Origin of the sequence: Pantoea stewartii (genome assembly GCF_011044475.1) — a bacterium.
Classification (GTDB): Bacteria; Pseudomonadota; Gammaproteobacteria; order Enterobacterales; family Enterobacteriaceae; genus Pantoea; species Pantoea stewartii.
In genome coordinates, this window is sequence record NZ_CP049115.1 from 20081 (window position 1) to 39958 (window position 19878).

General features: G+C 51.0%; 20 protein-coding genes and 1 pseudogene. 8 read left to right on the plus strand and 13 right to left on the minus strand.

Annotation, left to right across the window (positions count from 1 at the left end; genetic code table 11):
* Genes G5574_RS00090 through G5574_RS00105 form a run of 4 tightly spaced genes read right to left on the minus strand, consistent with a single transcriptional unit; the run spans position 1 to position 2485 of the window.
* Positions 1-807: an anti-sigma factor family protein gene (locus G5574_RS00090; RefSeq protein ID WP_164481822.1), complete on the minus strand. Its 807-nt coding sequence runs from the start codon at positions 805-807 to the stop codon at positions 1-3.
* Complete coding sequence (locus tag G5574_RS00095) at positions 804-1361, minus strand: sigma-70 family RNA polymerase sigma factor (RefSeq protein WP_164483174.1); 558 nt, start codon at positions 1359-1361, stop codon at positions 804-806. Before G5574_RS00095 ends, G5574_RS00090 begins: the two co-directional genes overlap by 4 nt.
* Entirely contained in the window at positions 1342-1893 is a 552-nt protein-coding gene (locus G5574_RS00100; RefSeq protein WP_054633976.1) for a tetratricopeptide repeat protein, read from the minus strand. The genes G5574_RS00095 and G5574_RS00100 overlap by 20 nt, the downstream gene beginning before the upstream one ends.
* 13 nt (positions 1894-1906) lie before the next feature.
* Positions 1907-2485 (minus strand): cytochrome b, encoded by a 579-nt coding sequence (locus G5574_RS00105; protein ID WP_164481823.1) that lies wholly within the window; start codon positions 2483-2485, stop codon positions 1907-1909.
* 220 nt (positions 2486-2705) lie between these two features.
* Between G5574_RS00105 and G5574_RS00110 the strand changes: the two genes are divergently transcribed.
* The 4 genes from G5574_RS00110 to G5574_RS00125 all read left to right on the plus strand — a co-directional run bounded on the left by G5574_RS00110 (position 2706) and on the right by G5574_RS00125 (position 5949).
* A complete protein-coding gene (locus tag G5574_RS00110) occupies positions 2706-3674 on the plus strand; it encodes a D-2-hydroxyacid dehydrogenase family protein (protein ID WP_164481825.1) in 969 nt (322 codons plus the stop codon).
* A 317-nt stretch (positions 3675-3991) separates the two neighbouring features.
* The gene (locus G5574_RS00115; protein ID WP_164481826.1) at positions 3992-4321 is read left to right on the plus strand and encodes a DHCW motif cupin fold protein; all 330 of its coding nucleotides are present in this window, start codon (positions 3992-3994) and stop codon (positions 4319-4321) included.
* Positions 4322-4535: 214 nt separating this feature from the next.
* Positions 4536-4991, plus strand: coding sequence for a GNAT family N-acetyltransferase (locus tag G5574_RS00120; protein WP_164481827.1), 456 nt, complete (start codon positions 4536-4538; stop codon positions 4989-4991).
* Between the two features lie 391 nt (positions 4992-5382).
* Positions 5383-5949: a hypothetical protein gene (locus tag G5574_RS00125; protein ID WP_058702773.1), complete on the plus strand. Its 567-nt coding sequence runs from the start codon at positions 5383-5385 to the stop codon at positions 5947-5949.
* Positions 5950-6719: 770 nt separating this feature from the next.
* Here the strand turns inward: G5574_RS00125 and G5574_RS00130 are convergent.
* The 4 genes from G5574_RS00130 to G5574_RS00145 all read right to left on the minus strand — a co-directional run bounded on the left by G5574_RS00130 (position 6720) and on the right by G5574_RS00145 (position 11903).
* Positions 6720-7025 (minus strand): hypothetical protein, encoded by a 306-nt coding sequence (locus tag G5574_RS00130; RefSeq protein WP_164481828.1) that lies wholly within the window; start codon positions 7023-7025, stop codon positions 6720-6722.
* 19 nt (positions 7026-7044) lie between these two features.
* Positions 7045-8589 carry a methyl-accepting chemotaxis protein gene (locus tag G5574_RS00135; RefSeq protein WP_164481829.1) on the minus strand — a complete coding sequence of 515 codons (1545 nt, stop codon included), beginning with the start codon at positions 8587-8589 and terminating at the stop codon, positions 7045-7047.
* An 860-nt stretch (positions 8590-9449) separates the two neighbouring features.
* On the minus strand, positions 9450-10736 hold the full coding sequence (locus G5574_RS00140) for an aromatic amino acid transport family protein (RefSeq protein WP_164481830.1): 1287 nt from the start codon (positions 10734-10736) through the stop codon (positions 9450-9452).
* Between the two features lie 36 nt (positions 10737-10772).
* Positions 10773-11903, minus strand: a complete 1131-nt coding sequence (locus G5574_RS00145; RefSeq protein ID WP_164481831.1) for a trans-sulfuration enzyme family protein — start codon at positions 11901-11903, stop codon at positions 10773-10775.
* A 101-nt stretch (positions 11904-12004) separates the two neighbouring features.
* Between G5574_RS00145 and G5574_RS00150 the strand changes: the two genes are divergently transcribed.
* From G5574_RS00150 to G5574_RS00160, 3 genes are all read left to right on the plus strand, one after another.
* The gene (locus G5574_RS00150) at positions 12005-12940 is read left to right on the plus strand and encodes a LysR substrate-binding domain-containing protein (RefSeq protein ID WP_164481832.1); all 936 of its coding nucleotides are present in this window, start codon (positions 12005-12007) and stop codon (positions 12938-12940) included.
* Positions 12941-13495: 555 nt separating this feature from the next.
* Positions 13496-13774, plus strand: coding sequence for a hypothetical protein (locus G5574_RS00155; protein ID WP_058709206.1), 279 nt, complete (start codon positions 13496-13498; stop codon positions 13772-13774).
* 355 nt (positions 13775-14129) lie between these two features.
* Entirely contained in the window at positions 14130-14465 is a 336-nt protein-coding gene (locus G5574_RS00160; protein ID WP_280530482.1) for a hypothetical protein, read from the plus strand.
* A 407-nt stretch (positions 14466-14872) separates the two neighbouring features.
* On the opposite strand, the gene G5574_RS00165 is transcribed toward G5574_RS00160, so the two are convergent.
* The 3 genes and pseudogenes from G5574_RS00165 to G5574_RS00175 all read right to left on the minus strand — a co-directional run bounded on the left by G5574_RS00165 (position 14873) and on the right by G5574_RS00175 (position 17647).
* Positions 14873-15280 carry a hypothetical protein gene (locus G5574_RS00165; protein WP_164481834.1) on the minus strand — a complete coding sequence of 136 codons (408 nt, stop codon included), beginning with the start codon at positions 15278-15280 and terminating at the stop codon, positions 14873-14875.
* Positions 15281-16031: 751 nt separating this feature from the next.
* Positions 16032-16523: pseudogene (locus G5574_RS00170) on the minus strand (methyl-accepting chemotaxis protein); the annotation flags it as partial.
* 98 nt (positions 16524-16621) lie between these two features.
* On the minus strand, positions 16622-17647 hold the full coding sequence (locus tag G5574_RS00175; RefSeq protein WP_244964696.1) for a dihydrodipicolinate synthase family protein: 1026 nt from the start codon (positions 17645-17647) through the stop codon (positions 16622-16624).
* On the opposite strand from G5574_RS00175, the gene G5574_RS00180 reads away from it, so the two are divergent.
* Positions 17538-18158 carry a methyl-accepting chemotaxis protein gene (locus tag G5574_RS00180; protein WP_164481835.1) on the plus strand — a complete coding sequence of 207 codons (621 nt, stop codon included), beginning with the start codon at positions 17538-17540 and terminating at the stop codon, positions 18156-18158. The genes G5574_RS00175 and G5574_RS00180 overlap by 110 nt on opposite strands.
* A gap of 206 nt (positions 18159-18364) precedes the next feature.
* Here the strand turns inward: G5574_RS00180 and G5574_RS00185 are convergent, their stop codons facing one another.
* Entirely contained in the window at positions 18365-18802 is a 438-nt protein-coding gene (locus G5574_RS00185; RefSeq protein ID WP_164481836.1) for a VOC family protein, read from the minus strand.
* Between the two features lie 360 nt (positions 18803-19162).
* A complete protein-coding gene (locus tag G5574_RS00190; RefSeq protein ID WP_039340790.1) occupies positions 19163-19405 on the minus strand; it encodes a hypothetical protein in 243 nt (80 codons plus the stop codon).
* Positions 19406-19878: the final 473 nt, after the last annotated feature.

Genomic DNA, 19878 nt, shown 5'->3' on the forward strand with positions numbered 1-19878 from the left:
TCAGGCGTTAAGCGCGGTTTTCAGGGCACTGGCGCTGGCGGATAATTCCCCGGCCGGATTGCGGCCAATCAGAACAAACTGGTAGCCGCGGTGATGCCACCACACCAGGCGCATATCATGGCGCTGTTCGCGCTCAAGCCCGGTTGAGGTCGGATGCGCATCGGGGGAAATGCACAGCGCCATCGGGCCATATTCCGCATGGATCCAAGCAATCTGCGCAATTGACGTACTGTCATAGCGCAGCATGCGCACCATTTTTAACTCTGCGTCGGGCAGCGTGAGCTGCTGCGTATGCAGATGCAGACCGATATCCTGTGCCGTGCGGGCCAGGCCATGCTGCAAGGCGGCAGGGGAGTTATCGGCATCCAGCAGGGTTTCTGCGCTGTAGAGCGACATGTACTGCGCTTCAAGATCGCGAATTTTCTCACTCTCACTCAGCGCGGTTTTGCCGGGGCGCGCCAGATAACCCAGTCCCGAGCCGATCATCAGAAAACTCAGCGAGGCGGCGATCAGTGAACGACGACTGACGCCCGTAGTGGACGTCATTTTGGGTTCAGGCGCGGGGGGAGCTGAGAGCGCATCCAGCTGGCGCCGCATGTTGGCTTCCGGGGCTTTGTCCAGTAACGGCGCAAAGGCCGCCTCAAAGTCGAGCTGGCTTTTCATCAGTTCATCAATGCGCTCAGCCAGATCAGAATCCGTCTCCAGCAGCGCTTCGAGCCCGCGCGCGTCAGCCGGATCCATCTCGCCATCCAGCCAGGCGACCAGGGCTTCGTCGCTGTACGGAGGCGTAAATTGCGACGTGTTCATGAGCGTTTCTCCTTTGCGGCATCCCTATCATCAAACGACCTGGCCAGCGCCGAACGCGCGGTGGCCAGCCTGCTCATGATGGTGCCGACAGGCACGACCAGCGTCTCTGCGGCTTCCTGATAGGTAAAGCCTTCTACATAGACCAGAAACACGGTATTACGCTGGGCTTCCGGTAGCGCACTGACGCGCTGCATGATTTTCTGAAAATGCAGGCGTTTTTCATCACGTTCCTGCGCGTCCGGGGCCAGCAGTTCGTCACTGTCAACAAAGCCCTGTCCCAGCCGCACGCGGCGGGCGCGCAGATCAGAAATCCAGATGGAGTGAAGGATCGTGAACAGCCAGCGATCGATGCGCGTGCCGGGCGTATACTGCGCGCTCTTTTCGAGCGCGCGAACGCAGGTCGACTGTACCAGCTCTTCGGCAACGTCGTGGTTTCGGGACAGCACCAGGCCGTAGCGCCACAGGCGCGTCAGATGGGCAGCAAGCTGCTGACGAACTTCGCTGGTCGTAATATCACTGTCCTCGCATTGCGTATCAGGATTCCGGATGGCCAGCAATGGCGGCCTGCAAATCACGATACTCCTCGCAGCCCGTTCCGCACAGGCGGGCGAGAGTATTTAACTGTGCTTTCGCCAGGTCGGGACGACCTTTAATCAGCCACGCTTCGCCGAGATATTCACGTACTTTGGCATAGCGTGGATTGAGCGCCAGCGAACGCTGATAATACCCGATACCTTCATCGGTTCGCCCGAGTTTTCGGGTGGCATAGCCGCGGTAATTCCAGGCCTCGGCGGTGTCAGGCTGTTTCAGCTTGTCCAGCAGCGTCAGCGCGGCCTGGTACTCGCCTTTTTTCGCCAGATGATAGGCATAACGGGTTTTGTCTTCGTCAGTCAGACGCGCCGATTTATCGGGGACGCACTGTTTACGCTTGCTGTCATAAACCTGCCCATGCGGACAGTCCGGGATCGTACTGTTGGTGCTGTCATCCCCTGCGGCCAGCGCGGGTGCGGTGTGGATAACCAGCAGCAGCGCCGGAACCCATAGTTTACGGCCTGTATTATGCAGTATCGATGCAATGTTTTTCATGGCAGAGCTCCAGTTAACGGAAGGGGCGAACGGGCAGCATGCGACGCAGCACGTTATCGCGGAAAACAAAGTGATGAAGCAGGTCGGCCAGGGCATGAAACGAGGCCAGAACGATCAGCGTCCGGGCGATGGTGTTATGCCATTCCCTCAATGAATGTTTAAACAGGGCATCGACATGGACCCGCCGGCTTAGCTCAAAGAGGCCGAAAAAGTGAAACGGCTCCTGCTGTGCCCAGCGGAACAGAAAACCCAATACAACCTGCGTGAACAGCAACAGACAGCGCGCGCCGTGCACGCAATGAGACAGAATGGATGCCGGACGGGATATCGACGCCGCAGGCAGGGCATAACGCGGCGAGCGTTGACTGATCACCCGCCAGACCGGACGAACCAACATCACCAGCGCCAGCAAAATACCGCAGGACATGTGCACTGACTGTAAGCCTTTCCTGAGCGGCGTGCCGCGCTCCAGCCATTGCCAGATGTGGGCTCTGGCGAATAAAAAGAGGACGCTGGCGGCGGTGATCCAATGCAGCGCCAGAGTCAGCCGGTCATCGTGCTGTCGGGGTTTTACGGGGTGAGCATGAATCATGACATGGGTTCTCTCGTTCAGGTTTCTGCTGAGTAAACGTGCGTCCTGCGTTTTCTATTCACTCTTTTTTTCGCAACCCATTGGCAGGGTCCGCCTTGCTCAAAAGCGTGGACAGAATGCGGCGAAGTCGATTGACGAAACCCTGTTGGTGTTTTAATGATGTAAGCCTGTTTACAGGCGGCAGTGAAAAGCGAATCCGACTCTTGAGGCGCGCGTAACGATGACGATACCGGTATGTATTCCCGACGATTATCAACTGGCTACGGCAGGACTGGACTGCCTGAAACGCCATCCGGCCTTTCACTGTACCGCTGTTGGGGATATCCATTGCGATCCCGCCGCCGCTGAAGCGCTGGCAAGTGCTCAGGCCCTGATCCTGATTCGCGAGCGCACCATCATTGACGAGGCGTTTTTACAGCGCACGCCCCAACTGAAGCTGATCAGCCAGACCGGCAAGATCGCCCGCAATATCGATCTTGCAGCCTGTTCCCGGGCTGGCGTGGCGGTGGTGGAAGGCGTGGGTTCGCCCGTTGCGCCGGCAGAGCTGACATGGCTGTTAATCATGGCGGCCCGCAGGAAGTTCGTACAGGCCGTTAACGCCATGCGTGCCGGACACTGGCAGGCAGAACTGGGGCAGGGTGTACACAAACAGACGTTAGGAATTCTGGGCTACGGCAAAATCGGCAAGCGCATTGCGGCTTACGCCCGCGCGTTTGGCATGCAGGTGCAGATTTGGGGCAGCGATCGCGCCCGACAGGAAGCGCAGCAAGAAGGCTTAATCGTGCCAGCCAGCCGTGAGGCGTTTTTTGCCACCAGCGATGTGATCACTGTTCATCAGCGCCTGGTGGCCGCCACCGAGGGCAACATCACGCTGAGCGACCTGGTGCAGATGAAGCCCGATGCGTTGTTTGTGAACACCAGCCGGGCAGAGCTGGTGGCAGAGGGCGCCCTGCTGAGCGCGCTCCGGCAGGGCCGTCCGGGATTTGCCGCGCTGGATGTCTTTGAGGCAGAGCCCCTTTACGATCCGGCGCATCCAGTGTTATCGATGCCCAACGTACTTTGCACGCCCCACATCGGCTATGTTGAAAAGGACAGTTACACGCTTTATTTCAGTACCGCGTTTGACAATGTGGTGCGTTTTTTCCAGGGTGACACTAGCCACGTGATCAACCCTGAGGCGCTGGGTTAAACGCAATTTGCTGCGCTAAACCGTTACGTGGACGCAGTGTCAATACGTACGGGTGTTCAGGGAAAAGATAACACGTTTAAGAAAGCTAAACAGAAAGCCGGAAAGTGATAAAGCCATCCGCTGATCCGTTTAACTATCGCCAGGTTTGTCATTGAGTCCACTCGTATTCACGGCTCACATACCCGAGCGCAGAGGGTAGGAAATGGTTTAATGGCCTGAAGCAGAAGCGTCGCGTTTACTGAGCCGGCCGTTATCTGCCTGCTCCGCTTTTAACACGCCAGGTGACGTCACTCACCCTCGCGAATAAGGCATAAAAAATGAAGATGGAAAATATCCCTTTTGGCATAACCGACTGGTCACAGATCGAGGAAGAACGCCATGAAGGTGAATGCGGCTTCGCACTCTGGCGTGTGGCAAAGTTTGGCGCTATCCGGGTCAGAATGGTTGAGTACTCTCCGGGTTATGTCGCCGATCACTGGTGTTTAAAAGGTCACATTCTTCTGTGCCTGAAAGGCGAAATGACCACGGAACTGGACGATGGACGAGTGTTTGTCCTGACGCCTGGCGTGAGCTATCAGGTGGCGGACAATGCCGAAGCGCATCGCTCGACGACAATGCAGGGCGCAACGCTGTTTATCGTTGATTGAAGGGAGGTAGGGTGATTTTCTTGTTGTACGCCAGTAAAGGGGGAAGCGCGTTTTTTAAACGTGAGACCGGTTGTTGAAATAATGCGCCAGAACCCGGCATGGAGCACGACAGGTGATGGCCTGCGTCATTAATCATGTGCTGAGTCAGGCAAACAATATAAACAGGTCTGAAATATCGTGATGATTTCATCAGACGAAAATGAAAAGGACTATCATGTTCTACCTGTCAGAAATAAATAAAGATGACGCTGCGTTAGCCTGCCTGGTAAGTGAATTTGATGCGTTTCAACGCGCGCTTTATCCTGCAGAAAGTCATCATTGCCTGGACCTTTCCACCGTCAGTAATAAGAAACTGCGCTGCGTCATTGCGCGTGATGCTAATGGGCTGCCCGCTGGTTGTGGCACTTTACTTCTTCAGGACGGCAACGTAGGCGAAATTAAACGGGTTTACATTCGTCCAGAATATCGGGGGCGCCAACTCGGCGAGCAAATTCTGGCCTCACTTGAAAAATTCGCGTCAGAGAACAGCTGTTATCAGCTACGCCTTGAAACCGGCATTCATCAACAGCCCGCTATAGCGCTGTATCGTCGATGCGGCTACAGGCTTTGTGAAGCTTTCCCTCCCTATATCAGCGATCCTTTAAGCGTGTATATGTGCAAGGACCTGTAGAAGTACGGCTTACACTTCATCTCTCCGCTTTTATAACGCGCGGTGACATCTTGAGCGTTTGTCGAGGGAACGGCGTTGCAACTGAGGGTAAATAATTCAGGGAAGACGGTGCAGTAACCGGTTTGTAACCCCGCCATGTTTGCCTGTAAAGGCGGTCGTTTCCCTCTGCCAGGGTAACGTCTGCTGCTCTGGCACTGTATCTAATACAAGGTTCGCGAGGAAGGTGTCGCTTGTCTGACGCATGAATGTTTGCGCGGTGGCAGAAGCGGACGTTTCTGAACTGCTTATGTAGTTGTTTGGGGCGCGCAGTCTGCTCACCCTGTCCCGGTTGCCTTGCTCACCCTCGCTCTGCGTCTATGCTTTTTCATTTAAGCTTTACAGGTAAAGTAAAATGCTTCCTTCTTCCGATCCTCAGATGTTGCTGCTGCTCTACTTTGTTTTGCCTGTCTGGCTTATTGCTGGGTTTGCGGACTGGCTTTGTCACAGAGCCACTGATATCGAAACCACCACCGGTCTGAAAGAAACCTATATTCATATTCTGATGTTTCTGGAGATGGGCCTGCCCTTACTCGCGGCCCTCTTTTTAGAGGTAAACGCGTTAGTCATTGCGTTTATGATAGTGCTGTTTTTCTGCCATGAGGCAACAGCGCTGTGGGATGTGACTTATGCTGTGACCGCAAGGCGGGTCTCACCGGTTGAGCAGCATGTGCACAGTTTTTTGGAAATGCTACCTTTAGTGGCGCTTCTGCTGGTGGTTTCCCGTCACTGGCCGCAGTTTTTGGCACTGTTTGGTTTCGGTGAAGAATCTGCACGATTTGAACTTAAACTCAGAACAGACCCGTTACCAGGCCACTATATCGTGGCTGTGCTTACAGGAATAGTGGTGCTTGAATTGCTGCCTTACCTTGAAGAGTACTGGCGCGGCAAAAAAGCAAAACAGCGCACACGAAACATCTGACCTGCCATCTGATACATCAGTCGTCCTGATGCACTAAGCGGCGTCCGCTCAGACGCTTAAAGCCGTCGTTCGTTTAATCCTGCCTTGTCGGTATCCGGGGTGCCGATAAGCGTGGCGCAACCGTTATGACGCTGACGTGTTTCGTTGCGCTTCAGGGGGAATTTCACTGGGGTTCATGTGGGGTGCAAACAGGAGCGGGAAGTCACAGTGTGAGGAAGATGGCGCGCTTTGTGTTTAAACGGATAATGCCCGGCCAGCACGGGAGTCAAGGTGCTCATACCGCTATTGATGACGATGCCGCACGGAGTCTTGATGTAGTCAAATCTGGAAGCGTAATGCGCCCACAGGGAGGGATTCACATGCTGGTGCTGTACAGCGGGGGCAGGCGCCTGGCGCAAGCAGAGACAATGCCGTGTCATCGTCAGCCACGGCAGGCTTCGGTGTACCCGACTGTCAGCGAATGCTGCCGGTCCGGAAATGGCGACTAACGCAAATGATAAGAATAGTCCGCCCGGTGAGCCGGTAATGTTTGTTTATTCAGTCCGGTCCAGGGCGTCTTCTGACCGTGAAGAAACACGCTACAGGATCGGACAGGCCGGAGGCAGGGAAGAGCAGGGGAAGTCAGGTGCGGGGGCTGTCTGGCAGACATTATGCCTGTAAAAAAAAGCCCGTTGGCATAAACGCTACGGGCCAGCCCGAAGGCGATAAGTATCTTTCTGACAACAACCACATCACATCAGAGTTAACTCGCACTTCATGACAGGCATATTTCAGCCCGCGTCAGGTTTCGGCTTCTCCGTTGTTTCTTTTGTGGCCTGACGGGAAAGACAGTGAATAAAGTTTCCCAGTATGGCGACCGAACTGACGATACCCAGCAGATCTGCCGTGAGCAGCAAATCAGTACGCGCCAGGCGATCAATAAGACCGGACTGTGCCAGAAAGGGCTCAATGTCCTTAACCATTCGCAGCAGATGATGGAGATTGTTGGCAAAGGTATCCGGGCTGCTGTAGTCACCGCTTTTCAGTTGCGTAAAAAGTACATCAACATCTGCTTTTAGTCTCAGGACGAGAGTCATGTACTCGATGTCATCCTTTTCAGACACGGAATGCCTCCACCATGCTGCGCAGGGCATGCGCCTGCTCAGAGAGGGAGCGGGATGCCGACGATGACTCCTCGACCAGCGCCGCGTTGTTCTGCGTCACGCCGTCCATCTGGCTCACCGCCACGCTGACCTGCGAAATCCCCTGCATCTGCTCCGACGAGGCCAGCGCAATCGTGTCCATGGATTCGGCCAGTTCACCGACCATATCCACGATTTTCAGGATGCTCTGCCCGGTGCCAGTGGCAACCTCCACGCCGCTTTCCACCTGACTCACGGCCTGTTCAATCAGGGCCTTGATGTCCTTCGCTGCCGTGGCGCTGCGCTGCGCCAGCGTACGGACCTCACCGGCCACCACGGCGAAGCCGCGACCTTCCTCACCGGCGCGCGCCGCTTCAACGGCGGCGTTCAGCGCCAGGATATTGGTCTGGAACGCAATGCTCTCAATCACCGATGTAATATCCCGGACCTTCAGCGCACTTGCCTGAATGTTATGCATCGTCTCCGTCATGTCAGTGACCTTTGCCTTGTCGGCGTCGACCGTCCGCGCGGTCTCGCGGGCGGACTCCGCAGTCTGCTGCGCACCGGCAGTGTTGCTCTTCACTGTGGCGGTCAGCTGCTCCATGCTGGCGGCGGTTTCCTGCAGCGCGGCGGCCTGTTCTTCGGTGCGGGAAGAGAGTTCGGTGTTCCCCTGAGCAATTTCGTCGGCGGCCAGGGCCACGGAGGCGGCGGCATCCTTGATCTGCGACACCAGGCCGCGCAGGTTGGCCTGCATGCTGTTCAGCGAGGCCAACAGGCTGGTTGTGTCGTTGCGGCGAAGGGCGACGGGGGTGGTCAGGTCACCTGCGGCGATGCTGGCAGCCAGCGTCTGCGCCTGAGCGGGCTCACCGCCGAGCTGACGCATCAGCAGCCGTGTAATGAAAACACCGGTGCCTGCCGCAACGAGCACGGATGCGACAGCGAGCAACATCAGGATGAGTGAGGCATGTGCGATGGCGGCACTGTTTTGTTCTCCGGATGTGACGCTGACCTTCTTCTGTATTTTTACCAGGTCAGTAAGGGCGCTGAGCATCCTGTCCTGAACCGGATTGACCTCTTTTGCAAGATAGGCAATAAAGGCCTTGTCCTGATTGGCGAGTCCGAGCTGTCTGGCATTTTCAAAAACGGTAAAAAAAGCGTTCTGAGCGTCGTTCAGTCTTTTCAGCGCTTCCTGACCCGCTGGCGTTGAGTCTGCTTCCATGATCTGATGCATTTCTGCAAGGCTGGTCAGAAAGTCGGCTTTACTCTTCTGCATGAGTACATCAGCAGGTTTCATGTCTTCAGGAGTGCTGAGCAGGCCGAGTGTCCTCACCGAGATGGCCATGTCTTTCAGTTCACTGAGCATGAGGGTGGCAAGCTGGCTTTTTTTCATTTTGTAACGAACAACATCGTCCAGGCTTTCACGCGCTTTAATCAGGGCATGAAGCGCAGTGCCAGTACATATGGCAGACAGGAGGATAAGAAGGCCGAAACCGGCGGCAAGGCGGGTGGAAATTTTCATGCGCTCTCTCTGTTAAGTTGTTATTTTGCTGTGTTTTTAGTTACTAACCACAATTTACTATCGGCACACCGCTCCGCTTGCTCCACACTTGTTTTGTTAAATTAATATTTCACTTTCCATCCGCAGCCGTCTGACACAGGACTGAGCGAACGTCGCTGGGCGGCGTGCTTTAGCGGATCACGCCTTCGCCTGACGCTGTGCTCTTTAACCCTTCTGCGTCCGTTTTCCGGGGACTGAACCCTCTCTGTACGTTAATGCCTGTGCCACATTTGGCACGTCGAAAATGTTGGCGCACTGTAGGCTGAGCGCTGTCCTGCTCCCCCGCCAGCGTCTGACAGGCTGTCTGGCCGGACACCGGAAGGTTAAGCGTGCGTCCGAAGCAGGCGGCAGCCTGACTGGAGTTCATGGACAGACGAGAGGAGGGCGCAGTGCATAAATCCGGCAGAAGCGGCTGGCAATGCTATCAGCAGGCGCGTCGCCTGATTAACATCTTTACTGACGCTCAGCAGACCGCAAACTTTCGCCACATATGTCTGCGCAAAACGCGGCAGTGTGGGGTAGTCACCGTTATGAGGGAGTGATGATGCGTATTCGCGGAGCATTGATCCGTGTGATTGGCTGATGCAAACGCGATCGTTTATGAATTTGACCCGGAAGGTGGGTTTACAGAGTAAAAGCCGGTTTAAAACGACGCAACCCAGGCCGCTTTACGTCCGATAGTCGAGTTTCATTATCATTAAACCTGCTCTGCTAACGGGCGCAGAGCAGGTGATCAATCATCATACAGACAATGATCTTATTGTAGTGATCAGCAAAATAAGAGGCGACAATAGCATCCTGATTTCAGGCGTTAAACTTTATCAGAAAACGTGCCTGATGATAGTTAAAACACCTGCAAACAGAGCACATATTCCGGTAAGGATGACAAACCAGTTAATGAATCCACCGCGAAGATGACGCAATGCCGGGATTCGGTAAAATGCATATTGAGGCAGAAAGAAAACAATGAATACGCTGACGGGGACCATAAAATACTTGATGATGTTAATAACATCCAGATTAGCTATGGTGGGTATGATAGTAATAAAAAAGACGACCACGACAGATACAACGCGCATTCCCGTTCCGTTTGAAAAGGCGTCGTTGCATCCGAAGTTATTAAGCGCCATTCCAGTCAGGCTTTCACGCGTGGCAATAAACGTACCCAGGAAGGCTTTCATCGCCGCAAAAAATATAATTATCTGAGAACAGATGGCAAGCCAGGGAGCGTCAAACTTTCTTGCCAGTATTGACAGCGATGTCAGATTCTCAAGGCGCGCTTCCTTAATGTCTGACGGCGTTAAGGAAAAGATACACCCGAGCGAGAAAAAGACGACTGTTGATATGATGACTATCAGTGAAAGAACGAGGATCTGATTTATTTTTTCGAAAGCCTGTTCACCGTGGGTCTGTTTATAATGAGCAACCAGGCTGGAAACGATGGGCGTGAAGCTGAAAGCAAAAATTAATACCGGAAGGTTATTGAAGAGGGATTTTGCAATCTCCGGTATTGACGTTGTATTCGCCTCCGCGGTAAGGAAAGAAGTATTCCAGTGTGGAACTGACATAATGCCAAAAAAAATCAAAGACAGGATGAATGGGAAAACGATTACCCCGACAACTTTTAATATCGTCTCTGTTTTTCCTAAAGAAATAAGCGACATCAGAAAGATTATTCCGAAAACGGTAGCGCCCCTGTTTAAGGGAGGAAACCCCATCTGCGTTTTGAAAAAATCCAAAAATGTATTGCTCATTGTTATGGCATAAACGGCCAATGATGGGACCATAATGAGAAAGTACGCCACGGTAAGAAATTTTACCGCTTTCCCTCCCAGTAATTCGTTGGTTGTGTCGATAAGATTGCTTTTTGACGTTCTCGTCACCGTTCCTGCCGAGATATACAGGGAAAGCACGCGGTACGTAAAATAAGTAACCGGAAATGCCAGAGCAATAAGTATCATCATTGACCATAAGCCGGCGCTGCCCAGACTCACAGGCCAGAAAAGCGATCCGCTTCCGACGGCACATCCATAAATGGCTAAAATCCACATTATATCTGTTTTAACGGTGTTCCCGGTTATTTTTGGCGTAAGGGTACTGGAAGACATGGTAATCTCCATTTCAAGAGGGGATGTTATGTTTATTTAAATTATTTTATTCAATGCGGAATCAAGATCGTTAATAAGTAACTGACAGTCTTCAAGGCCTACAGACAGCCTGATAATAGAGGCGGTGCTGTCGTGATAACGCCGGGAAGACAGACTTTCAGGCGAGTAATAGGCAATCAGGCTTTTGGTGCCACCATAGCTGGCTCCAATTCTGAACTGGGTCAGGCTGTCAAAGAAGCGTTCGAGGCGACTTTCATCTTTTAACGTTAAAGAAAAAACAGTTCCATATCCATCAAAGTATTTCTTATAGAGACGATTGTCTTCGGAAGATGCCAGTCCGGGATGAAACACAGCGGCCACGGCAGGATGCTTCTCAAGCCAGTGAGAAATAATCTCAGCCGAAGAGGACTGTTTCTCCTGGCGTAATGAATACGTTTCAAGCCCTCTTATCGCCAGGAAACAGTCGTCGGGGCTGACATACATGCCCATAATATCCTGCAAATTTCTGAGACGGGCATGGTGTTCATTATCAACAGTGCTGATGCTGCCCAGCAGAATGTCAGAATGGCCATTCATCATTTTCGACACCGCCTCGACGACATAATCCACGCCAAATCTGAATGGTCTGGACAGCAGCGGACCTCCCCACGAATTATCGACAACCGTGAGAATATTATGTCGACGCGCTAGCATGGCAATTTGTTCAATATCCTGTATTTCCATTGTCAGTGAACAGGGTGACTCAATTAAGATCAGCCGGGTGTTGTCACATAGTGCATTCTGTATAAAAGCAGTATCTCGCGGTGGGCAAAATGTAACTTCAACGTTTAGCTGTGCTAAATAATCTGTTAGAAAGTCACGTAACGGCCCGTAGCAGGAATCAGGCGCAATAATATGGTCTCCGCCCTTCAATGTTGACATCAATACCAGCACCAGGGCGGCCTGGCCTGAAGGAAGTACAACGGTATTTCGGCTGCCTTCCAGGCTGGAAATTAATTTTTCCAGTTCGCGGTGGGTGGGTGAGCCCGTAATGCCGTAACTGAATCCATCCGGCTGCCTTTTCTTTCTTTCTTCGAAACTTTGAAAATCCTCGAAGACAATTGTTGAACCTCTGTAAACCGGCGTCGCCAGAGATTTAAATGAATGTTTATCATTGTTCTTTTTCACGGCTTTTCCCCTTGTGTTTATACGCTGCCCCCACTATTGCGCTTAAAAAAGCGTAATTCTATACTGAACACTAATGACTTCATAAGTACAGGTAATGGGCTGTGTACAGAGAAATTGAAACCTTCAGAGCAGTTATGCTTACAGGAAGCGCAACGAAAGCGGCTGAAATTATTGGTGTTTCTCAGTCTGCCGTCAGCCAGAAATTAAAAATTTTTGAAAACGAATGCGGGCTTGTGTTGTTCAGGCGAGAAAGGGGCAGGTTAGAAGCCACGGAAAATGCTCACCTGCTTATGAAAGAGGTTGAAAAACATTTTCGCGGGATCGAACTGATTGAACATAAAGTGAAATCTCTCAAAAATCGTATTGATACAACCATCCATCTTGCGGCTCACCCGGTGTTCGGGCAAAAAGTGATTCCGAAAGTGATTGCTGACTTTGTAAAAGCCTCTGTGACGAAAGTCAAATTTTCTATTAACAGTTCTCGTGATATTTATGAAACCGTAGATTCGGGAGAACTGGATTTTGGTCTGGTAGCAAACGAAATATATGGCAACAGCTGCGTTTTTTACAGTTTCTGCACGGTGCAAGGTGTATTCATTACGCCAAAAAACATGCTCAGCGCCTCAGTAAAATCGGTCAGCCTTACAGAGATAGCCGATCAAAACTTTATCGCCCTTAACTCTGAGGATACGACGAGAATAGCGCTGGAAAAAGAGTGTCGGTTAAAGAAATTAAGCTTAAACATGCTCGTTGAAACGCCATATTGTCATACGGTGTTAGAAATGGTGATGTCTGGGGCCGGTGTGGGTATTGTGCATCCTCTGACCCTGGCGGGGATTAACGCTGAAGCAGTAGATGTATTTACGCTTCGTGAAAATATTACTTTCGGAAGCAATTTGATTTTCAGAAAAGACAAGGTGTTGAAAGCCAGCGCAAAAGAATTGATAAAAAATCTCAGAATTCAGACGGCAAAAGAATTAAGAGAAGTGTCAAAGGTCCATCATGTCGATATCAAGGTAAAGCAATTCAATATTTGACTGTTTAATCTTGCCATTCTGCGTATTTAACTTTCAGATGGCCGTCTGATTTACCCCAACTCCGCCTGTCAGTTCAGTAGACATGTGACCTGCGTTTTTACTTAAGTTGTCACAGTAAAAATACCTGATGGATGGCCGGCTGAATGCAAACAGGCACCCGTCGCAAAGCGGGTCAGTATTAAAAAACACGCCTGTTTCCTTGCCTCTCTGTGCCTCGGGTTGGTGAGACGGGAGCTTTACCATTCCCCCGCTTCGGGCGTGTAAACAAACCGGTTATTTACCATGGTGATCTGGGAGAGGCTGAGAAATCAGGCCTCACGATTAAGGTGCCGTGCAGAGCCTGGACGCCTTTTCCTGCAACTGTTTCCCCGCGTTACAGAGGCAATATTTCATTACTCTCTTTAACAGCCGATATCATCAAACTGTCACAGAAGAATTTTTGAATACCTGAGGCGCGTCTTATCACCGCGCCCGCTTTTGTGAACATGTTTCTCATTTCGCTGAGTGCTGTCCAGGCAAACAGCGATTAACTTACTTAAGCTGAGAGGATTCATCATGTCTCTGTCTGTCATTAAAAATGCAGTTAAAACCACAGCGTTGGCCACTGTCGTACTGGCTGGCCTGCAGGTGTCTTCGTTTGCAAAGGATCTGCCTTCTCAAATGACTTTCGGTGCAGTGGCAACCGGCAATGTTTCTGCTAAAAAGCCTGATGTTTCTGTTAATGAACGTGCAGTTAAACTGGCCGCGTGGCATCACCATCTGGAGATTAACCAGGCCTGTGATGATCCTTCGCTGGGTGTGGGTCCGAGTTGCCCGAACGATGGCAACGCATAACGAGTAAAATCGACAGACACCGTTCACAGGTGCGGTGTCTGTGTTTCCTGAACTGACCGGCTACGGGCCAGTCAGCTTTCTGCCCGCAGGGTATCTGAGCTTTTATCCTGCGCCTGAACGTCTTCCGGCCCAATAACAGGACAGCAGGCCGCCATACGGGGCAGACAGGGTAAGCGCGTTCACCCTGGTGATGGCAGGAACCGCCTCAACGCGTTTCTCAGCCTGTGAGGAAAAAACGCCAAATGTTCCGGCTGTGGGAAAGGATCAGAGCCGGTAAATGTAACGCTATTTAGCAGCGCTGGCCGACAGGATTGAAGTCACCTGCCGCAACCAGAGTGGTGCGACCGTCAGCGACATGAGTGCGTCATTGATCATGACCTACTGGCAAGCCAAAACAGCACGTATCGACGTGACAAAGGCACTTTACCGCTCGGTGGCAGAGCTGGATAACCAGCCGCTGATTGACACGTTTAGCAAGCGGGTAAACAGCGCGACAACAGCGATGCTTGCGAGCGCCAGCGACATGACGTTTCCGGACGTCAGTAGCGTCAACCTGACGCTTATCACCGTCATATTTGGCACCGTGCGTAATGTGTTTGAGCAGGACCTTACGCCGTCAAACGCGGACAGGGTGATCCGACAGCTCATCATCATGTGCAACGCCTGTCTGGATACCTTCAGGACGGGGTAACGTTCCTTCTGCGGTAAGTTCTGTTGGCCGGGCGGGGGCTGCGGTAAGCGACTTTCGGCGTGCATCCCGGGCGCATTGCTTTTCTGCTGCGGAAAACCAGCTTACCTGCAAAAAAGTGTAAGGTGTCGTGCGCAGGATGGCTGCGTATCGCTGACGTTTATCCTCTGTACGCACGGCGCATTTATTAAACGTCCTGGCTGGCATCAGATACACCCGAGCCCCGCTGTGTGCGACTTGCGCATGCTGTAAACGTACGGCGAAGGTAAGGCCGCGCAAAACATGCCGAACCGCTGCTAACAGGTTGCGTATGGCCAGCCAGGTGGAGAACAGGAGTAAGGAGCTGACGCTGATGGTCGGTGACGTCGCTCCGTCATTTGTCCAGGCGCAGGCAGAAAAGATTGGGGGATTTAGCCCGCAAATTTCATATATGCACACCTGATCAGGTAAGGTTCGACTGAATAATATGCCCAGACTGACGACAGGACATTCAGGTCATGCTGACTGTCACCTGAATAGGCTTTTAACAGTTTTTCTTTCTTGTCTTTGGACAGTATCACCTCTTCAAGCGTGTCTTTCATCGCTTTCCGGACATCGTCAGGCGCAGCTTTAAAAATCTGGCTTGAAAAAACGGTATCAGACAGCGCTTTCATTTTTTCAGGGTGTCCAAACGCGTCAAAGATGACGGCATCAGAGGCGGCCTGAATTAACGGAATGGACGTGATGTGGCAGTATTCCTGTACTGTTTTAAGGTCTGGCGTCTGAGCCGCGAGAGCATTGCCTGTCATCAATAAGAAAAAATAAATTAATCGTTTCATAACTACCCTAGTGTAAAACCCCTGTTACAGAAACGCGGTCTGCCATAAAGTGAGAACACGACGTCATCGGGATAAAGTGAAAGGGGAAAGGTGCAATCTTTGCCCGTCGGGTATTAAACGCTGAAATATGAAGTATTCAACGCCTCTGCTCAGCGCTAAAAGCCAATCCCTGGTCGCGATCACAAGACGAATATTAAGTGTAATGCTTTTCGCTTTCGTCCTTATGCGGGTTGACGTCAGACGCGTATTCATGCTTTAAAACCACAGAAAAAAGGGGCCCGGACGTGAGCCCCAAATGACTGCATTAACTTGCTATCGATTATAGAGTGTTACTCACCGGTTAGCCGGTTCGCTTAATGATAATCGGCAAAGTAAATGTAAATTGCAAGTTTTTGATTATGTTGAAATATAATTTATATGTTAGTCCGAATATCTCAAGTAATAGTATATTTCGCTGATGATTTGCGTTGTCAAACCATAATGGACCAGTTCTTTATAGAATGTATAAAGCGCCGGGTGACAGACAAATCATAATGCGAAATGGTATCCGCCAGGACCTGGATTCTGATGTAATCCAGGCCTGCGTCAACATAGTTAATAAACGTGCTGTTCGCATCCTCAATAACGCGCTTAATACAGCTGTTTTATTGCCTGCAATATATTGCTGTGCATTCTGATTTGCCTTCGGTGAGCCGATAGCCCTGAGATGGCGGATATACCGCCGGGGCTGGCCGGCGGTATATCCTGTTTGTCAGAACTGCGTCCAGTTATTTTCGCTACTCTGGTATGTTCCCGCCAGCGGCGTTAATGTTACTGGTTGCGCGGCAGATCTGCCCGGATGTGGCTTGATATCGGGCTTTCTGACGTTCCCGTCTGCACCAGGCGTAAACGCGGCGACCAGGCCGTTAAGCGCTTCTGCCTGTTCGGTCAGAGAGCGTGCAGCGGACGACGCTTCTTCAACCAACGCGGCGTTCTGCTGCGTCACGTCGTCCATCTGATTCACCGCCTGATGCACCTGGCTTATTCCCAGCGACTGCTCCTGCGCTGCAACCGAAATTTCTTCAATCAGATCGGTGACCTGACGGACTGCATCATCCATTCGCGCCATGTTCTCACCAACGTCACTGGCCTGAGACGCTCCGGCCTCTACAAACGCGATGGATGATTCAATCAGCTCTTTGATTTCACGCGCCGAGGCGGAGGATCGCTGTGCAAGATTTCTGACTTCGCCAGCCACGACCGCAACAGAAGTCGGTAATCGTATTCACTGACAGTCTTTTTGATAAAACATTAACCGGCCCTAAACGTCTGGCCGGCTAATCAAGCCTCAGACAAGGAACACTAATTTACAAGGCCAGGTTCAGCAGAACGCATCGCCGCATGGATTTCTTCTGCTGCGCCATCGCCTAAAGGAAGCAGGGGAGAACGCACTGTCGCATGGTCAAGAATGCCACGTGCAACCAGTGCATGTTTCAGTGCCACCGTGCCTTCCATGTGAGATCCGCGATGGTAAACCGCTTTCGTTACAGGCAGCAGGCGGTCGTGGATTTTACGGGCCTTACTGTAATCCTGATCCTTGCCCGCCTTAATCATTTCAACCAGAGGTTCCGGGGCGATATTACCGTAGCCCACTAACATGCCATCCACATCAAAAACGGTGTGCAACAAATATTCATCGTGGCAGGTCAGCACCTGAAGATCAGGACGCTCCCGGCGAATCAAGGGGATTTCTGTATCCCAGCGACGCATGTTTCTGACACCGTTCTTCATGGCAAAAACCCCGGGCTGCGCTGAGATATCAAGTAAGGTTTTCAGGTTATAAGTCGCTTTGGTCACATCCGGGTACTGGAACAGAATCAACGGTAGCCCGCTTTCCTCATACACAACGCGATAGCGGTCCTGAGGAGCACCATCCTGATAACCGAACCGGATCCAGCCATGTGAAGGATAAAGAAGGCCAGCTGAAGCCCCCGCATCAACAGCCCCCTTAGCTTCAAGCGCTGCCACTTCCGTCCCCTCACCGGTGATACCTGCAATCACAGGAATTTTTCCTTCAACAGACGTAACGAAAGCACGTATTACCGAGGCCTGTTCTTCCTGGGTCAAAAATGTGCCTTCACCCGCACGCCCCAGGACAACACATCCTTTAACACCATTGATGCTGCCCAGCCAGCTCCCCAGGCGCTGAATGGCATCATAATCAATACGTCCGTCGCGCGTTGAAGAAGGCCGTGGTTTTGCCGTGGTGGCTGGCGAGGTGCGTAATCTTGCGCAACGAACCTCCTCCTCGGCAAAGGAAATCAGAGAGCTGATTGATTCGTCGATGCAGTTTATCCATAAAGGTTCGGAACAGACTGAGGGGGTCAGATATAATCTTGACCGCATGAACGATGCGGTGAATCAGGTGAACGACCTTATTAATGAAATATCAGTGGCGGCCAGAGAACAGTCGCAGGGTATCAGCCAGGTTCATCAGGCGGTCAATCAGATGGATGACGTTACACAACAAAATGCTGCACTTGTCGAAGAAGCTTCTGCGGCTGCGCTGTCCCTTAAGGAACAGGCCATGTCACTGAGCAAACTGGTTTCTGCTTTTATTATATCGCCCCGCAAAACCTCAGAAAATAAGAAGCCGGTAATCAGCCCGGAAACGTCAGGGCACGGGCATGTTTATCCTTCCCCAGGCGAAGCGGCTCTTTCTGATAATAACTGGCAGACATTCCAGGAGCGTGTTCCGTTTAAGTGCCGGGTTGTCACGGTGGATAAATACTTTCCTGTTTATTCAGTAATATGCATCCGCCCTGCGATCAGGATTTGTGTGGATAGCCTGAACTTTATGAAAAGGAAGGATCGGGCCAACGTTAACAGACTCATCTAAGTCAGCTGTTACAGGGAAAAGCAGTGCCGACAGCCTCGCAACACTGCCGGCACAGCTTAACCAGTGTTTATTTTTTTAGAAATTAAGGGGTTATTTGGTAGTGATATACTGATGGCTCATCTTAAATGAGATAACCGGGAGTCTGCTTTGTGCCAGAAGCAAACATTGCAAATATTACTGTTTTAATAAGTCATAACATGTGGGCTTCATTGACTGCGTTCCATCAACTCAAGCGTCTGACCATCGGGGCTTTGTAAATATATTACTCTGGTTCCCTGCATGGGTCCTGACAAAACTGTCTGCGGTTTCCCTGGCGTCTTCCAGCCATAGTCCGATACTTTGCTTAAGAGCACATCAAGATCCTGCACTATGAACGCAAGATGCGCGTAGCCTGGGATATAGGGTGCTGAAGGCTCCTCTGGCTGTTCAATTTTATTGTATTGTAATAATTCAATTTTAATGCCAGCCAGCTCAAGCAAAGCCATTCGGACATCCGCTCCCCTTGCGCCTGTTACTTCATCAATAACAGGTCCAGACATTTTCCCTTCGCGTAATAACTTCCCTCCAAGGATATAGGTCCAAAAGAATAATGAGTCTTCAATATTTTTAACTGAAAAACCGACGTGATCAGCACTTAAAATCATGAGATTACCTGCTGTTTTTGAAAATTGAGCATACAACTATCTAAAATCCCTGTTATATTTCTTCACGATAAGTGTGAAGGGATTTTTTCGGGATAAAATCACAACCGGGTGTCTGAATAATGTATTTACGATTCCTCCATAGCGACAGCTGTACAGGTTACCTGCTCCCGGTTGACTGATAAGAGGCTGCGTTACAGGTCTTTACCTGGTGTAGAAAAACGACGAAAGTCCGCTTCTCGCTCATAGCGGACCTTCAGCGCCGACTGTTCGCCATGTGCTAGAACCGAACGTTTAGTTTGCTTTGGTAGTCTTGTACTAAAAGCGAATGCTGGCAGCGTATTAAACGTCGCCGGCCGTCAGTCACTTGAGAATAGCTGTGAGGAGGTTACTGAATACTGAACCCGTTATTAAAACGCGCTCAGTTGTGACTTCCTCTTTCCGCATGTCTGCCAGTCTGGCGAGAGCACTTTCAGCATCGGAGGCGCGAACCTCTTCAAACTGCTTTTCCCAACCGTCTAAGACCAGGTTGGCTGATCTCTCCACATCAGAGCTTTTCAGAGCGGTAATGTGCTGTCCTTTCTTAAAAAAGCAGAATTCCGGCATGTTATACTCCTCAAACAGGGTTACGGTCAGAAATAATATGTCTTAACCTACATGGCTCCGCAAAGTGAATCGCCACGGATAATCTAGACACTTCTGAGCCGTACCTAATACATTTGCCGCCCTCTTCGCTCCTAAAAATACCCCAACACTGTCCGGATAAGCAGGGCCGGGGTGGCTGTTAATTCAGTTACTCATCAGTAAGGTGGGGTTAAAGGTAGATCCTGCAGAAGAATGCCTTTGAATACTTTTCATTAACATTTTGAATATATTTTTTTCAAATTTTAGCTATTTTGTCAGCACAATGCTCTTTTTATATACATTTATTGTTATTACTATTTGTGTAAGCATGAGGGCTTAATTATGAAGTCAGTTATTCAAGAGAAAATACTTACCTTATTTTTGTGCGTCGCGATTACCGCTGTAGTCGTTAAATTCATTTCGAAAAGTGCTTTCTACGTTTCACATCCTTCTTT

Excerpts from the sequence above, each read along its gene's own strand:
- G5574_RS00090 (WP_164481822.1), bottom strand. The coding sequence starts at position 807 with ATGAACACGTCGCAATTTACGCCTCCGTACAGCGACGAAGCCCTGGTC.
- G5574_RS00100 (WP_054633976.1), bottom strand. The coding sequence starts at position 1,893 with ATGAAAAACATTGCATCGATACTGCATAATACAGGCCGTAAACTATGG.
- G5574_RS00105 (WP_164481823.1), bottom strand. The coding sequence starts at position 2,485 with ATGATTCATGCTCACCCCGTAAAACCCCGACAGCACGATGACCGGCTG.
- G5574_RS00110 (WP_164481825.1), top strand. The coding sequence starts at position 2,706 with ATGACGATACCGGTATGTATTCCCGACGATTATCAACTGGCTACGGCA.
- G5574_RS00115 (WP_164481826.1), top strand. The coding sequence starts at position 3,992 with ATGAAGATGGAAAATATCCCTTTTGGCATAACCGACTGGTCACAGATC.
- G5574_RS00120 (WP_164481827.1), top strand. The coding sequence starts at position 4,536 with ATGTTCTACCTGTCAGAAATAAATAAAGATGACGCTGCGTTAGCCTGC.
- G5574_RS00125 (WP_058702773.1), top strand. The coding sequence starts at position 5,383 with ATGCTTCCTTCTTCCGATCCTCAGATGTTGCTGCTGCTCTACTTTGTT.
- G5574_RS00130 (WP_164481828.1), bottom strand. The coding sequence starts at position 7,025 with ATGACTCTCGTCCTGAGACTAAAAGCAGATGTTGATGTACTTTTTACG.
- G5574_RS00135 (WP_164481829.1), bottom strand. The coding sequence starts at position 8,589 with ATGAAAATTTCCACCCGCCTTGCCGCCGGTTTCGGCCTTCTTATCCTC.
- G5574_RS00140 (WP_164481830.1), bottom strand. The coding sequence starts at position 10,736 with ATGTCTTCCAGTACCCTTACGCCAAAAATAACCGGGAACACCGTTAAA.
- G5574_RS00155 (WP_058709206.1), top strand. The coding sequence starts at position 13,496 with ATGTCTCTGTCTGTCATTAAAAATGCAGTTAAAACCACAGCGTTGGCC.
- G5574_RS00160 (WP_280530482.1), top strand. The coding sequence starts at position 14,130 with ATGAGTGCGTCATTGATCATGACCTACTGGCAAGCCAAAACAGCACGT.
- G5574_RS00165 (WP_164481834.1), bottom strand. The coding sequence starts at position 15,280 with ATGAAACGATTAATTTATTTTTTCTTATTGATGACAGGCAATGCTCTC.
- G5574_RS00185 (WP_164481836.1), bottom strand. The coding sequence starts at position 18,802 with ATGATTTTAAGTGCTGATCACGTCGGTTTTTCAGTTAAAAATATTGAA.
- G5574_RS00190 (WP_039340790.1), bottom strand. The coding sequence starts at position 19,405 with ATGCCGGAATTCTGCTTTTTTAAGAAAGGACAGCACATTACCGCTCTG.